We start from the raw sequence: 16,311 nt of genomic DNA, 5'->3' as shown, positions 1-16,311 counted from the left end.
AGGGGGGAGAGTCCGGGCGACAGGACGCGTCAGCGCGTGAGGCCGCCGCGCACGAGCGCCAGGCCGAGGATGACCCGCCGGCCCACGAGCAGATCGCGGTCATCGGGCTGGCGGGTCGCTACCCGCACGCTGAGGGGCTGGCAGAGTTCTGGCAGAACCTGGTCGCCGGGCGCGACTGTGTCGACAGGCTCGACCGCGCGCGTTGGGAGGCGCTCGGCGCCCCCGTGTGGGACCAGGACCCGGCTACGGGCTGGGCGGGGCTGCTCAAGGATGCCGACTGCTTCGACGACAGGTACTTCTCGATCGCGCCCGTCGAGGCCGAGGTGATGGATCCCCAGGAGCGGATTCTGCTGGAGTGCGCCCACCACGCCCTTGAGGACTCCGGGTACGTTCCCCAGGATCTCGGAATGCCGCAGGAGGACCGCTCGATGAGCGTCGGCGTCTATGTCGGTGCGATGTACTCGGAGTACCAGCTCTACGCGGCGCAGTCCCAGATGACGGGGACGGGCTACACGCTCAACGGCGCGCCAGCGTCCCTGGCCAACCGTATCTCCTACACATACGGCTTCGGCGGACCGAGCCTCACCATCGACAGCATGTGCTCGTCCTCGCTGACGGCGCTGCACCTGGCGTGCGAGTCGTTGGGAAGGGGCGAGTGCGAGGCCGCGCTGGTCGGCGGGGTGAACCTGTCGCCGCACCCGAACAAGTTCCGCCTCCTCCACTCCTCCGGCTTCGCTGCCTCCCACGGGCGGTGCAAGGCCTTTGGGGCGGACGCAGACGGCTACGTCCCCTCCGAGGGGGTCGGTGTGGCTGTGCTGAAGCCGCTCTCCCGGGCGCTGGCCGACGGCGACCACGTGTACGGCGTGATCGCGGCGACGGCGGTGGGCCACGGCGGGCGCAGCAACGGGTTCACGGTGCCCCGGCCAGCGGCGCAGGCGAGGGTCGTCTCGCTCGCCTTGGACCGGGCGGGGGTGAAGGGATCCGATGTGGCCTACGTCGAGGCGCACGGGACTGGGACCAGGCTGGGCGACCCGCTCGAGATCGAGGCGCTGGGCATGGCGCTGGGCCCAGGCCGGCAGCGGGCCTGCCTTGTCGGGTCTGTCAAGTCCAACATCGGCCACTGCGAGAGCGCTGCTGGCATCGTGTCGCTGACCAAGGTCCTGCTCCAGATGCAGCACGGCACGCTGGTCCCCAGCATCCATGCCGACGAGCTCAACCCTGAGGTCGACTGGGACGGTGCTGGCCTGGAGCTGGTGACCAGTACCCGTCCGTGGCCCGATCCCGCGCACTGCACGGCCGGGATCTCGACCTTCGGCGCGGGTGGTACCAACGCCCATGTCATCGTGACTTCTGCGCCTGAGCCAGAGCGGGAGCGCCCCGCCCCCGCCATGCCGGTGACGGTGGAGATCCCGCTCTCCGCGTGCCGTCAGGGTGACCTGGGCGTGCTGGCGAGCCAGCTCCTCGAGTGGTCGCGGTCGCGCTCGCTGCAGCCCGAGGACCTCGTCGACATCGCTTTCACCCTCCAGGCGGGGCGCCTGGCTCAGGATCACCGCGCCCTTGTCGTGGCCGGCAGCCAGGAGGAGCTGGAACGGGAGCTTGACGCGCTGGTGTCCGGGAAGACCGGGCGTCCTGCGCTCACGGACACCGGACGCGCCTGGCTGGCCGGGGAGAAGGTCGCGTGGCCACGTCCCCAGGGCAGCCGACGGATCTCGCTGCCGGGCTACCCCTTTGCCCGCCGTCGCCACTGGAGACCAACGGCTGTCACCGTCCCACCCGTTCCCCCCACCCACGGCGCCTCGCTCCCGGGCGCGAGGGAGACACTGCACCCACTGCTGCACCGCAACGAGTCAACCCTGTTCACCCAGCAGTTCGTGAGCAGCCTGGGCCCGGGGGTACCGCAGGCGGCTGACCACCGCGTCGCCGGTCAGCCGGTGCTGGCTGGCGCGGCATCGCTCGAGATGATGCGGACCGCCGCCTCCGCCAGCCTTGAGCATCCTGCGCACACCTTGACTGACATCGTGTGGCCCGCCATGGTTCCTCTCGATTCGCCCATTGACGTGCGCACTGTACTGACTCCAACGGCTGAGTCCCTGCGCGCCGAGGTCGTGGCGCAGGACCGCGCGGTGCCAGCGGCCAGCGCGACGGTGAGCCTGGAGCCGACTGCCCCGGTCGTGCCGGGGCTTGACCTTGACGCCCTGCGTGGGATCTGCGGCGAGCCCAGTGACGCCGCGCCTGTGCGCCGGCTGCTGGCCTCCTGCGGTCTCGATCATCTCGGCTGCTACCGCCAGCTGCGGGCGTGCAGCTCTCGCGGCGACCAGGTGCTTGCGCGCCTGGGTGCCCTGGAGAGCGAGAGCCCCTCCTTGCTGGCTCCCATGCTGAACGCGGCGTTCGAGTGCGCGGTCCTGCTCGGCTCCGAGCAAGGGCTGTACCTCCCATACGCGGCGGAGTCGGCGAGGTTCAGTGATGGCCCCCTGCCCATGCGGGCGTGGGCGCACCTCATCCGACGCCGTGGGCCAGCAGACCGGTTCGTCCTGGACCTGTCTGTGGCAGACGAGGCGGGACGCGTGATTGTCGAGATCGACGGCCTTGTCCTGCGTGAGCTGAAGGAGCCATATCATGCCTGAACAGGAGCTCAGCTACTTACGTGTTGCAGCGACGCGGGCGTCGACGGGGCCTCGGGCGGTGGACGGCGATATCCGCGACGTCATCGCCGTCGATCCACCTGGTGGCCAGTGGCCTGGGACCGGGATCCGCGACTGCCTCGCTCAGGCGGGCGTGGCTGTCAACAGGGTCGGGGAGTGGAGCGCTGTGGCACCTGCGCTCAGGGACATGGACCGGCAGGGCCGTCCTCCTGCCGCCGTCCTGGTTCCCGGATCGTGCGCCGATCCTGTCGCGTGGCTCGAGGTGCTGCTGGAGCTGGTTCACAGCGTGATGGCTCTCCGGCGTGACAGGGCTGTGGACGTGATCGTCGTGCACGACGCGGCATCCGGTCCCGCCCAGGCGCTGCCGTGGGCCGAGGCGGCAATGGGCCGGGTGGTCACGCTGGAGGATCCGCTGGTGCGGCTGCGTTCAATGGTTGTGGCCGGCCCTGTGACGGCTGACCTGGCTCAGCGCCTATGCGCTGAGCTGCGCGGGCACGACGACTGGGTGCGTGTCTCCACGCAGGGCCGGGAGGTGCTCCAGGTCGTGCCTGCTCCAGCAGTTGGCCACGAGCCAGTGCCCCAGTGGCCGGCGATGTCGACTGAGGAGATCGTGCTGGTTACTGGCGGCACCGGTGACGTCGGCAGAGTCCTGGCACGCAGCATCGGTGCCGAGAGCGGTTGCACCCTTGCTCTGGTGGGCCGCAGCCCGCAGGATGCCCCTGGACCGGCCCGGGTGCTCGCGGACCTGAGGGCGGCTGGTTTCGCCGTGCGTTACGAGCGGTGCGACGTGACCGACCGCGTCGCGGTTGCGGACATGACCGCGCGCCTGCGCGCCGATGGCGTCTTGCGGGGTGTTGTCCACGCCGCTGGCGCGGTTGACGACGCCTTTGTCAGGATGAAGACCGCCGCGTCCGCGCGGGCGGTGGCCGCTCCCAAGGTCCTTGGGGCCACCTGCATCGACGAGATGACGCGCGATGACCCGCTCGCGTTCTTCCTGCTCTGCTCCTCCCTCGCGGGGACCTTGGCCAATGTGGGCCAGGCCGACTACGCCTTTGCCAACGGTTTTCTCGACGGTTTCGCTGTACGGCGGGAGGCTCAGCGGCTCCGGGGCGAGCGGCATGGCGCGACGTGCTCAGTGGTCCTGCCCGCCGTGCGCGGCACCGCGATGGTGGACAGCGTGCCGGAGACGGCAAGTACCGCGGTGAGCCTGTCCACTGAGCAGGCTGTCAGCGCCTGCCAGCACGCGGTGTCGGCGGGGGTGCCGGTCCTGGTGCCAGTGAGCGAGGGCGCCCAGTCCGTGATGACCGCCTTGGCGCGGGGCGGCGAGTCAGCGGCTCCGGACGCGCGCATCGCTGGGGACCGTGTTGAGGAGATCGTGCTACAGGTTGTTCGGGAGGTCACCGGACTGGACGCTGAGGAGGTGACGCCTGTCACCAGTTTTCGGAGGATGGGCGTGGAGTCCATCCTGGCGCTGTCCCTGACTGCGGCCCTGGAGAAGCACTTCGGCCAGCTCCCCAAGACCTTGTTCTTCGAGCACGACAACCCTCGTGAGCTCGCCGCGCGTCTGGCTGCCCAGCACCAGGCCGCTCCGGATACCGGTCCCGGTGCCAGCGAGCCCTCCGAGCGCCCCAGCGGCGGGCCCGCTGGCGTCGCGGTGCCGCCTCCGCCGACGAGCCCGCTGCCTGGCAAGTGGGACCTGCTCGCGGCCCGGGCACGTGCTGGGGCGGGCGTGAGCGCCTCAGGACCAGCAGGCAGCGCTGAGTCGTCCGGATCGCTTTGTCGTGATATCGCGATCATCGGTATCGCCGGACGCTACCCGCAGGCTCCCGACCTTGACAGCTTCTGGCACAACCTGCGCGAAGGTGTGGACGCGGTGACGGAGGTGCCGGGCTCGCGCTGGGACCACGAGAGGATCTTCGACCCAGAGGGGCGCCGCCCCGGCAGCACGGTCAGTCGCTGGGGAGGCTTCCTCGACGGTATCGAATGCTTTGACCCGCTCTTCTTCGGCATCTCGCCGGCCGAGGCCGCCTATATCGACCCGCAGGAACGGCTGTTCCTGCAGACAGCCTGGCACGCGCTGGAGGAGGCGGGGTATGCGCCTGACCAGCTGGACGGGCGCGAGATCGGCGTCTTCGCTGGAGCCATGTTCAGCCACTACCAGCTGCTTGCTGATGCGGCCGGCGTGCGCGGAGGGGGCTCCTTCTCCTCCATCGTCAACCGAGTGAGCTGGACCCTTGGGCTGCGTGGCCCCAGCGTCGCGGTCGACACCATGTGCTCGTCATCCCTGACAGCCCTCCACCTGGCGTGCAGGAGCCTGGCGACGGGTGAGTGCGAGGCCGCGATCGTCGGTGGTGTCAACATCATGCCCCACCCGGCGAAGTATGTGACCCTGTCGCAGGCGGGGTTCCTCTCCACCGACGGACGCTGCCGCTCCTTCGGTGCCGGTGGTGACGGTTACGTCCCGGCAGAGGGCGTGGGCGCGGTCGTGCTCAAACCGCTGCGGAGGGCACTGGCTGACGGGGATCACGTCCATGCTGTCCTGCGGGGCAGCGCGCTCAACGCCGCCGGCAGGACCAACGGGTACACGGTGCCCAGCCCCGTCGCCGAGGGCGATGTGATCGGCGCGGCCCTGAGCGCTGCTGGTGTCGACCCGGCGACGGTGAGCTGCGTCGAGGCGCATGGCACTGGGACTGCGCTGGGGGATCCCATCGAGCTGGTCGGCCTGACCCACGCGCTTGGTGACGCCAGTGACCACCCCCAGGTCTGGCTAGGCTCGGTGAAGTCCTCCATCGGCCACGCGGAGTCTGCTGCGGGTGTGGCGGCGCTGACCAAGGTGGTCCTCCAGCTGCGGCACCGTACGGTCGTCCCGTCGCTGCACTCAGCGCCGCCCAACCCGAACCTGGACCTCGCGTCGGCAGGCTTCCGGGTTCCCCAGCGCGCCGCCACCTGGGCCCCGCTACGTGCTGATGAGCCCCTGCGAGCCGTTGTGAGCGCGTTCGGAGCAGGAGGGGCCAACGCGAACATCGTGGTGGAGGAGGCTCCTGCCCAGCCAGATCCGCACGCTGGTGACGACGGTCCGCAGCTGGTGGTGCTGTCCGCTCCCGACGCTGAGCGCCTTGATGCCGTGGTGGACTCCTGGCGTCGTTGGCTGCGCCCGCGGCCTGTGGGCTCCGGCGCGCCCCTGACCGCGGCGCTGGAGGAGGTTCTTGCCCTGCCCGCCGGCAGCGTGGATGAGGACGACTGCCTTGAGGATCTGGGACTGGACGCTGTCACCTGGGGCCGGGTGCTGGAGCGGGTTGGACTTGACGTGATGTCGCCGGGAGCGCGGCGCGTGAGCGAGATCCAGGCCCTCGACGCTCCGGCAGGTCCTGCGGCCGCGCCACTACCGACCCTTGCCCAGATCGCCGCCACGTCCCAGCTGGGCCGTGTCGCGCACCCCCACCGGGTGGCGGTGCTGGCCAGCTCCACTCAGGAGCTGAGCGAGGCCCTGGAGGCACTGGTGCGGGGGAGGGAGCATGACGCCCTGCTGACCGCGCCATCCAGCCAGCCTGCCGGTCTGACTGACGTGCTGGGCACGCAGTTCACGCAGGGGTTCGTCGCCGACGCCGTTCGGCAGCGCCGTTGGGCCGACGCCGCGCGTATGTGGGTCCTGGGGGTGCCCGTCGACTGGGCCCCGGCGTGGCAGGGGCGCCGACCACGTCGTGTGTCTCTGCCGCTGTACCCCTTCCGTGAGGACGTGTGCTGGCTGACACCGACTGGCGCGGGCCGGCCCCTGGCACCCGCGACCGCCGCGGGCGAGCCAGCGCCAGAGCTGCCGGACCATGCCCCGCACAGGACCGGCTCCGTCGAGGACTTCGTCCTGAGCACCTTCTCTCGGGTCCTGGGTATCCCGCGGGACCGACTGGACGTCGGCAGCCCGCTGGAGGCGTACGGGACGGACTCCATCCGCATCCGTCAGCTCCTCTCCGCGCTCGAGACGCGGTTGCCGAAGCTGCCAGCCTCCCTGATGTTCCAGGCGAGGACGGTGGGTGACGTTGTCGACGCCATTGTCACCCGTTGCGCTGACAGCAGGGATGCCGATGACCTGGCCGAGGCGGTGCCGGTGCCGGTGGTGTCTCAAGCGAGTCCAGCGGATCACGCGGGTACCGGGGAGGATGACGATATCGCCATTGTCGGTGTCGCTGGGCGCTTCCCGGGCGCTCCGGACACCGGTGCGCTGGCCGCACGGCTGCGGGCGGGCGAGGACTTGGTGAGCGAGGCGCCGCCGCACCGGTGGGACTGGCGCCGCTACGAAGAGCTCCGGCTGCGCTGGGGCGGCTTCATTGACGAGGAGCGGTGCTTCGACGCCGAGTTCTTCGGCATCGCTCCTGCCACGGCTGCCTATATGGATCCGCAGGAGCGGATCCTCCTGGAGTGCGTCTGGCAGTGCGTGGCCGACGCCGGATACGTGCCGCCCTCCCACGCTGCTACCGGTCAGCGGGTCCTGACCACACGCACCGGCGTCTACGCCGGTGTGTCATTCAAGGATTACGCCCTGCTCGGCGCGCAGGAGCTGGCACGCGGACGACTGGTGCCGGTGGACTCCCAGCACTATTCCGCGGCCAATCGTGTCTCTTACCACCTGGACCTGCAGGGCCCCAGTATCGCCGTGGACACCGCGTGCTCCTCCTCGCTCACCGCGCTGCACACGGCGTGCGCCGACCTGCGCGCCGGTCGCGCGGATGCCGCAGTGGCCGGGGGCGTCAACCTTCTCCTCCATCCCGCCAAGATGGCGACTCTGTCCATGCTCGGGTTCGTCGCGCAGGACGGCCGCTGCCACAGCTTTGGCGACGGAGGCAGCGGATACGTCCCATCCGACGGAGTCGGTGCGGTCCTCCTCAAGCGTCTGAGCGACGCTCGTGCGGATGGAGACCACGTCTACGCTGTGGTCAGGGGATCCGCGGTGAACCATGGTGGTCGAGTGCACGGCTACACCGTCCCCAGCCCGGCTGCCCAGACGGCGCTGGTGCGTGAGGCCTTGGCCTCAGCACGGGTCGATGCCCGCACAGTGACGCGTCTGGAGGCGCACGGAACGGGTACCGACCTCGGTGACCCTATCGAGGTTGAGGCGCTGACGGCGGCCTACGAGGGCGCGGAGCAGGGCAGCGTGGTGATCTCCTCGGTCAAGGCGAACATGGGTCATGCCGAGGCCGCTGCCGGGATCGCGCAGGTGATCAAGGTAGTGCTTGAGATGAGCAGGGGCGAGTGCTTTCCTCATCGCACCAACTCGGCGACGGTCAATCCCCGCCTTGCGCTGGAGCGCACGCCGTTCCGGCTGCCGACTAAGGGCGAGCCGTGGCAGCGCAAAGTCGTTGACGGCGCCGAGGTCCCGCTACGAGCGGGCATCAGTTCCTTCGGCGCAGGAGGGGCCAACGCGCACCTTGTTCTTGAAGAGGCGCCTGCTCGGGTCCAGCTCGCAGAGGGTCGTGAGCCGGAGCTCGTCGTCGTCTCCGGCACGGACGGGGACTCGCTTGGTCGTCAGGTCCGGGCTCTCCTCACCGCGCTTGATGGCGGCGACGCTGGCCAGCCGTCGCTGGCAGCGGTGGCCACGACAATGCGGCTCGCACGGCCCGCGCTGTCCCACCGGCTCGCGCTGGTTGCCTCCACCGTGGGCGAAGTGCGCTCCGCGCTGCGCTCCTATCTTGACGGCGACGAAGGACCCGTCGTCCTGGGCACGGCCGAGCCAGACGCGGATGCTGAGCCGGCGCGCGTGACAGCGCGCCCCGGTCCTGGGCAGCTTCTTGACGCTGGCCGGGCCTGGACCCGGGGGCGGCTGCTGTGGGGCGAGGGATGGCGAACGGGCTCGGTCGTGCCCCTGCCGGGCTACTCCTTTGCCCGAACGGAGCACTGGCTCTACAACGATGCGCCCGTGCTACCGGCCCAGGAGGGGGCCGGTGAGGGTGAGAGCGAGGCCGCTGCGGCCGCCGAGGACAGCACTGTCGAGCCATCGCTTGCCGTGGTTCTGAGCGGTGCGACGCCCGCCGAACGCGAGGCCGCTGTTGAGGCCGAGGTAAGACGGCTCGTGGCGGCCACTCTCGGGTACAAGGATCCTGGGGCGCTGGAGGCGTCCAGAGGCTTCTTTGACATGGGCATGGACTCCATCAGCTCCACTGATCTGTCGAACGCGATCGAGGAGCGTGTGGGCAGGGCGCTGGACATGCAGATGGTCTTCACCTATCCGACGATCGAGAAGCTGACCGGCTACCTGCTGGAAGAGCTGGAACAGGACTATGGGCAGGACCATGAGGCACTGGCTGCGCCGCCCGCGGCACCGGACTACCCGGTCACCCTGCTGGCACCGACCTGGATCCCTGTTCCGTCCGAGGACGGCGACGAGAAGGCTCCGGATGTCCTGCTTCTGCTGGCTGACACTCCTGACCTGTATGACGCGCTGGTGGCGCTGCCGCCCGGAGCTCGTCCGCGTCGCATCGTCCTTGTTCGCCCGGGCGCGTCTCGGCAGCGCGTCGGCGCGGACAGCTTCTGCGTCCGCACGAGCAGCAGACCTGACCTGGACTGGCTTCTCGAACAGGTAGGCGAGACCATCTCCCACGTCCTGGTGTGGTGGAGCAGAGACGATGAGGCGCTGTCCGAGCAGTTGGATGCCGGCTACTACACGGTGATGGCTCTGTGCCAGGCCCTGCGAGCGTCTACCGAGGAACCCACCAGGGTGCTGGTGGGATACGGCCGCGCCGATGACGGGTTCGCGCCATCGGCCGCGGCTGGTATCGGCGGCTTCGCCCGTGCGGTCCGGATAGAGGTGCCGGGCCTGGATGTGCGTACCCTTGAGGTGGCGGCGCCTTCGCTGCCGTGCGCGAAGGTGGCCGAGAGCGCGCTCCGGGTACTGAGCGCCGATAGCGCGGCGGTTGAGTCCCGTCTTGCCCCGGACCTGGAGAGACGTGGTTTCACCGGATTACCCGGCGTCTCGGCGCCTTTGCCCTTCCGGGAGCGCGGTGTCTACCTGGTGACCGGCGGGCGCGGCGGGCTCGGTTCCCTGTTCGCCCGTGAGCTTGCGAGCCGGTACGGGGCGACTGTGGTGCTCGCGGGACGCCGTCGGCCAGACGAGGAGTCCGACAAGGTGGTTGCCGAGATTCGCGCCGCTGGTGGCAGTGCTGAGTACATCAGCATGGACCTTGGCGACGGCGGTGCGGTCCGTGAGCGCGTTGACGACATCCTCGCTCGTCACGGGAGCCTGAACGGCGTGATCCACGCGGCTGGTCTCGTCCGTGACGGAGCCATGCTGGGCAAGTCCCCTGAGGACGCGGCGGCCGTCCTGGCCCCCAAGGTCGCTGGTACCGCAGCTCTTGAGGAGGCTGTTGCCGGTCTCGACCTGGACGTCTTCGTCGCCTTTAGCTCGGTGGCGGGCGTGCTTGGAAACTACGGCCAGAGCGACTACTGCTTCGCCAACGCGTCGCTGGACCAGTCCATGGTCCGACGCGAAGCCTTGTGCCCTGGGCGCTCCGTGTCGATCAGCTGGTCGTTCTGGGGAGGGGTGGGCGGCATGCCCGCCACTGAGGCGGTCCGTAAGCAGATGCGCAGGCACATGGGTGTCGAGCCGCTGGAGGCAGAGGACGCGTGGAGATGCCTCACCTGGGCCTTGGCCAGCGGCAGGCCTCACGTCATTGTGACCAAGGGCGATCTGGAGAGGCTGTCCACGGTATTTGATACCGAGGTGGTGGCTGCTGGTGAGATGGACGGCTTCGGCGCGGGCCAGGACGCGGTCGCATTCTCAACGTCGCCCCTGCCGGACGATCTGGACAACTTGGACGAGGAAGCGCTGGCCGAGCTGCTCAGGACAGAGATCGAGATGTCAACTACGGAATTGGGAAACCATGGCAACTAGTACCGTCGGCTTACTGAAGCAGTCAATCTCCACCATCCGCGAGTTGCGGGCGGACCTTGAGGCGGTGCGACGACGCAGCCACCCGGAGCCGATCGCCATCGTCGGCATGGCCTGTCGGTTTCCGGGTGCTGCAAGGAGCCCCGAGGACTACTGGCGCGTTGTGCGGGACGGTGTCACGACCGTCGTACCGGTCCCGGAGCAGCGGTGGGACGCGGACGCCTTCTACAGTCCCGCCCCGGCCAGGCCTGGCCGGTCCTACGTGCGCAGTGCCCACTTCTTGGAGGACGACGTCGCGGGCTTCGACGCCAGGTTCTTCAAGATGGCGCCGGTCGAGTGCCGCTCGGTGGATCCGCAGCAGCGGCTGCTGCTCGAGATCGTGTGGGAGTCCCTTGAGGACGCTGGAATCGACCCTCTGAGTCTGGCTGGCAGCCAGACCGGGGTGTACCTGGGTATCTCGGGCAACTCCGAGTACGGCAACCTGATCGGCTCGGTGTCAGATGTAGATCAGTACGTGTCCACGGGAGTCGTCTCCAGCGTGGCCGCTGGGCGCGTCTGCTACACCCTTGGCCTCAACGGTCCTGCGGTGTCCGTCGACACGGCTTGTTCGTCGTCGCTGGTCGCCGTCAAGCTCGCGATGGACGCGCTGCGCCAGGAGGACTGCGACGTCGCCCTGGCGGCGGGCTGCAGCCTGATGCTGGCACCGTCTGTGATGTCCAGTCTGTGCGCCATGAACGCTCTTGCTCCGGACGGCCGCAGTAAGCCCTTCTCCGCCGACGCTGACGGCTACGGCCGCGGCGAGGGGTGCGGTGTCGTCGTGCTCAAGCGGCTTGGAGCCGCGATAGACGCTGGTGACCGTGTCTGGGCGGTGCTGCGCGGCGCCGCCATCAACAACGACGGCGAGAGCAGCGGACTCACGGTGCCCAGCGCGCATGCCCAGCGTGATGTCCTCGCCCGGGCGCTCAAGGTCGCCGAGGTCAGCCCTGATGAGATCGACATGCTTGAGACCCACGGCACTGGAACCCTGCTCGGGGACCCGATCGAGACCGACGCGATTCGCAGCGTCTACGGGGACCGGCAGGAGCCGCTGCGGCTAGGGGCGGCGAAGGGCAACATCGGCCACCTGGAGTGCGCCTCCGGCATGGCCGGGCTGATCAAGGCTGTGCTCCAGGTGTACCACGGTGAGTTCGTCCCGGTCGCTGGCCTCACCGAGGTGAATCCCCGCGTCGGCGAGGGCCGTGGTATCGCTTTCCCGCGAGAACGCGAGCAGTGGCCGCGTCCGGAGGGGCGACCGCGTCGTGCCGCGGTGAGCGCGTTCGGCTTCAGCGGGACCAACGCCCACGTCGTGCTCGAGGAGGCTCCGACTCCGCCGGCGGCCGCGCCCTCTGCTAGTGATCCGGTGCTGACGTTGTCAGCGAGGACCTCGGAGTCCCTGCTCGAGCAGGTACGGCGGTACGCGGACTTCTTCCGTGCCCACCCCGACGTCGACCTGGACGCGGTGTGCCAGCAGACCAACCTGGGCCGGGCGCTGTTCGAGCACCGGCTGCTGGTTCTTCCGCGCTCGGTCTCCGAGGCCGTCCAGGTGCTTGACGAGATGAGTCGATGGGCGGAGGGCAGAAAGGATCTTTACGCTGACGCCGTTGAGATTCTCGGAACCAGCCACGGCCGGGACCGCTACGCTGCCCGTCGGCGTCTGTTCCTGACCTTGAGCGACGGTCGTGCGCTGCTGGCGCACACCGATGACCAGATCCCACCCAAGTTCGTTCTCGCTCTTGGGTCGGACAAGACTGACGCTGACCAGCAGGAGCTGTGGGCGAGGTGGCCGGGCTACGCCGAGGCCCGCGCGGTCGCGGCTGCCGCCGCACAGGGCGCTGGCGACCTGGCAGATGTCTTCTCCCATGCCTACGCGCTGGGAACGATGCTTCGACAGCTGGGCGTGGAGCCGAGCCTGGTCACTGGCTGTGGAGGCGGGGCGATGGCTGCCGCCGTGCTGGCTGGCCTGGTCGACCTGGACTCTGCGGCCGGGGCCTTGTGCCGGATAGCGCGGGGGGAGAGGCCCGGGGCTCCCCGGCTGCGCAGTCCCCGTGTGCGCTACTGCTCCTGGGAGGCGGGCGCCGTGGAGCGGGACACTCGTGCTGCCTGGGAGATGGCCTGCGCTGATGCGGCCTCTGGGGCGTCCTCGTCGTCCCCGCTGCCCGGCATCGAGAGGATGGGCTACCGCTTCGTGCTCCTGGGAGGGGTCGGACACCTGCAGAGCGCGCGCGACGACGTTGTCCTGCTGCGCACCGGCGACGGTGACGGCAAACCCGAGATCTCGAGGGTTCTGGCTCAGACAACTGCTCTGGGAGGGTCAGTGCGGTGGCCCAGGGGAGGGCCTCTCTTGGAGCGAGGAGTACAGCTTCCCACCTACCCGTTCCAGCATGGGCGCTACTGGCTGGAGGCGGATGAGCCAGGACCGCGCACGCTGCTCGACGCTCACAGGTTCGCCCTCGACGGGGCGCGACTGGACCTTCCCGGGACTGACCCCAACATCCTGCATGTCTTCTCCGCTGAGAGCTTCAGTGAGGCGGCGGACAACTCTGGAATCGTCCATATCGGCTACTACATGGAGCTCCTTTCGCGCGCGGCCAGCCCCGTCCTGGACGAGGGGCACCTCGTTGTCGAGTGGATGGAGCTGCTGCAGGCTCTGGTCGTCCCGCCGGATACTCCGGTCGAGGTGCTGCTGAGCTTCAGCGAGGACTTTCCTGCCGGGACGTTCAAGATCTACACCCGGGAGGCTGGGGGCGCGTCGTGGGCGTCAATCGCGCGTGGCGCGTTGTCGGTGACGCACGACCCGTGCCCCGATGCGCCGTTCGCTGACGACGAGGAGGCTGTCCCATTCTCGCAGGAGGAGTTCTATGGTCCGCTGGAGAACGACAAGGGCTTCTACTTCGGCCCCTCCGTGCGGGCCGTCGTCTCTGGCCGTCGACATGGCACCTGCGGGATCGTGGAGCTGAGCAGAGCCGATGGCACCCCCCGTCGGGGCCAGTACGCGCTTGGCTTCCACCCTGGTTTCGTCGATGCCTGCGCGCAGGCGTTCAACCGGTTCTCTCACGAGCGGACACCGGCTGGCCAGAAGTACATGGTGCAGAGGGTGGAGCGGGTGCGGCTGTGGGGCTCCACCGCGCCCGACGACGTGGAAGGTCCGCGGTGGGGTCGTGTGACCGTTGACGATATCGACGTCGACTCGGGCACCCTCAGTGGTTCCTTGTCTGTGTCCAGCGATGCTGGTGCTGTACAGCTTGACATGGGTCGTGTTGTCCTCAAGGCCTTTGATGAGGAGAGGATCGTTCTGATGACGGCCGCTCAGTCCTCCCAGCGGGGCGTCGACGAGGCTCTGCTCGCGCGCTTCCAGCGTTCTTCGCAGGAGGGGAAGGTCGCTCTTGTGCTCGAGATGCTCCAGGATCTGGTCAGTGAGGTCCTTGGGATGGAGCGGGCAGAGGTATCAGCGGCGCTAGCGATGCAGGACCTCGGGCTGGACTCGATGACGGGTGTGGAGCTCTACACCAAGGTGTCTGAGCGCACTGGCACGACGCTCACCCTCACCGACCTTCTGGACGCGGACGACCTGGCCGGGCTCGCGCAGGACATCGCCGCGGCGATGCAGCGGCACCGGCAGGACCGGCGTGGGGATGATGCCGTGGACACCTCCCTGTCGCACTGGCTGCGCGGCACTGAGAAACTCTCGAGGCCCGCGAGGGTGAGGCTGCTGTGCTTCCCGAACGGGTACCGAAGCGCGGACATGTTCGACGGGTGGCAAGAGGTCCTGGGGCCCGAGATCCAGGTCCTGGCAGTCCAGCTACCGGGAATGGACGCGTCACGCCTGCGCGAGGCGCCCCCGGTCTACGTCGACAGGTTCTGCGAAACGCTGGAGAGCATTGTCGGAGAGGCCCTCTCAGATCTGCCCGTCGCCACCTTCGGGCACAGTTGGGGATCGCTTTTCTCTTTCCGTCTGGCTCACCGCCTGCGCACCAGCGGGGCGCTTAACGTGGTCCGCGCCTTTGTCTCGGGGTTCACCGCCCCTAATCGTCCCAACGGAGGCACCGAGAAAGTGCTGCGTGAGTTGCAGCGCGAGGGATTCGACCGGATTCCCCAGTTCGATGAAATCGAGGGAGACGAGCATCGCCTCAATGCGGTAGTGGCTGCCTACGTGAAGGCGTGGAAGTACTCTGAGGCGGAGACACGCGCTACTCTTCCGCAACTGCTTGCGGCCTGCTGCCTGATCGACCGATACAAACACGCGGAAGGTGAGAAGCTGGACGTGCCTATGACGGTGCTCCACGGCGTTGACGACTACGGGGTCTCTCTGGCAGAATCGCGTGCGTGGGAGGACCTGGGAGCGCGAGAGGTCAACCTTCACGTCCTCGCGGGGGATCATCAGTTCATCAACGTAGAGCAGTCAGAGGCGCAAGTACTGGAAATTGTGCGCGCCGAGCTTCTTGCCAGCCTGCCTGAGGCGCGCCCCTCGAGCGAAAGCCGGGACGAAGACGAAAGGGTCCAGAGATGAGCCGGCTGTCAGGAATTGAGGCCATCAACTTCTATGGAGGAAGCGCGTACCTGGATGTCGAGGAGCTGGCGCGCCACCGCCAGTTGGATAATAGCCGCTTTGAGAACCTGCTGATGTCGCAGCGCTCTGTCCCGCTTCCCTATGAGGATCCGGTGTCCTATGGCGTCAACGCGGCCGAGCCGATCGTCTCCGCCATGTCCCCGCGAGAGCGCGACAGCATCGAGATGGTTATCACCTGCACCGAGTCCGGCATTGACTTCGGGAAGTCAATGAGTACCTACATCCACGAGATGCTGGGGCTGTCACGCCGGTGCCGGCTGTTCGAGGTCAAGAACGCCTGCTTCTCGGGTACCGCTGGTCTGATGATGGCAGCCTCCTACGCGCTCTCCTCGGGAGCCAAGGCGCTCGTCGTCGCCACCGATCTGGCCCGTTTCACTGCCGCTGACGCCGGTGAGGCCCTGCAGTCGGACTGGTCCTTCGCTGAGCCAAGTGGGGGAGCGGGGGCGATTGCCATGCTCGTGAGTCAGCAGCCGCATGTGCTCCGACTGGATCCGGGGGCCTACGGGCTCTACAGCTACGAGGTGATGGACACCTGCCGACCGGTCCCGGACAGCGAGGCAGGTGACGCGGACCTGTCACTGCTGTCCTACCTGGACTGCTGCGAGAACGCCTACCGCGACTACGCCTCGCGCGTGGCCGGTGTGGACTACCAGGGGACCTTTGACTACTTGAGCTTCCACACGCCTTTCGGGGGAATGGTCAAGGGGGCGCACCGCACGATGATGCGTCGCGTCGCCAAGGTGCGCAAGCAGGAGGAGATTGACCGCGACTTTGATTCCCGTGTGCGTCCCGGTATCGAGTTCTGTCGCAGAGTCGGAAACGTCATGGGGGCGACGGTGTACCTTAATATCCTCAGTACCATCCACCACGCCGAGGTGTCGCGTTCCTGCAGACTGGGAGTATTCTCCTACGGCTCGGGCTGTTCCTCGGAGTTCTACAGCGGCGTCTTCGACCGGGACAGCCAGGAGCTGGTGGCTAAACGCCGCATCGCCGACCACCTGGACAGCCGGTACCGGCTCAGCATCCCCGAGTACGAGATGCTGCTGCGCACGAACGGGGCCGTGGCCTTCGGCACCCGTAACGTGGACCTTGACCTGGATCTTATTCCGGGTGCTCGCGCGCGGGGTGGGCGACGGCTGGTCCTGTCACGTATACGTGAGTACCACCGCGAGTACGAGTGGGTGTGA

At 68.3% G+C, this 16,311-nt stretch carries 4 protein-coding genes (1 of these 4 cut by a window edge); all 4 read left to right on the top strand.

Annotation, left to right across the window (positions count from 1 at the left end):
* Tightly spaced (each overlapping or abutting the next), the 4 genes in view from A1QA_RS0109355 to A1QA_RS0109340 form a layout consistent with a single transcriptional unit that may run on beyond the window.
* Nucleotides 1–2,624: the 3' end of an SDR family NAD(P)-dependent oxidoreductase gene (locus A1QA_RS0109355; protein ID WP_020372764.1), read on the top strand. 8,449 nt of this gene lie to the left of the window's left edge; the window shows 2,624 of its 11,073 coding nt (coding positions 8,450–11,073); its start codon lies off the left edge, out of view; it ends in the stop codon at nucleotides 2,622–2,624.
* Entirely contained in the window at nucleotides 2,617–10,521 is a 7,905-nt protein-coding gene (locus tag A1QA_RS0109350; RefSeq protein WP_017178650.1) for an SDR family NAD(P)-dependent oxidoreductase, read from the top strand. Before A1QA_RS0109355 ends, A1QA_RS0109350 begins: the two co-directional genes overlap by 8 nt.
* Entirely contained in the window at nucleotides 10,511–15,064 is a 4,554-nt protein-coding gene (locus A1QA_RS15050; RefSeq protein ID WP_017178649.1) for a beta-ketoacyl synthase N-terminal-like domain-containing protein, read from the top strand. Before A1QA_RS0109350 ends, A1QA_RS15050 begins: the two co-directional genes overlap by 11 nt.
* Nucleotides 15,061–16,311, top strand: coding sequence for a hydroxymethylglutaryl-CoA synthase family protein (locus tag A1QA_RS0109340; protein WP_017178648.1), 1,251 nt, complete (start codon nucleotides 15,061–15,063; stop codon nucleotides 16,309–16,311). Before A1QA_RS15050 ends, A1QA_RS0109340 begins: the two co-directional genes overlap by 4 nt.

Source organism: Actinomyces timonensis DSM 23838, from assembly GCF_000295095.1.
Classification (GTDB): Bacteria; Actinomycetota; Actinomycetes; order Actinomycetales; family Actinomycetaceae; genus Actinomyces; species Actinomyces timonensis.
Note: the sequence above shows the minus strand (reverse complement) of the source record. Positions and strands in the feature narration are given on the sequence as shown.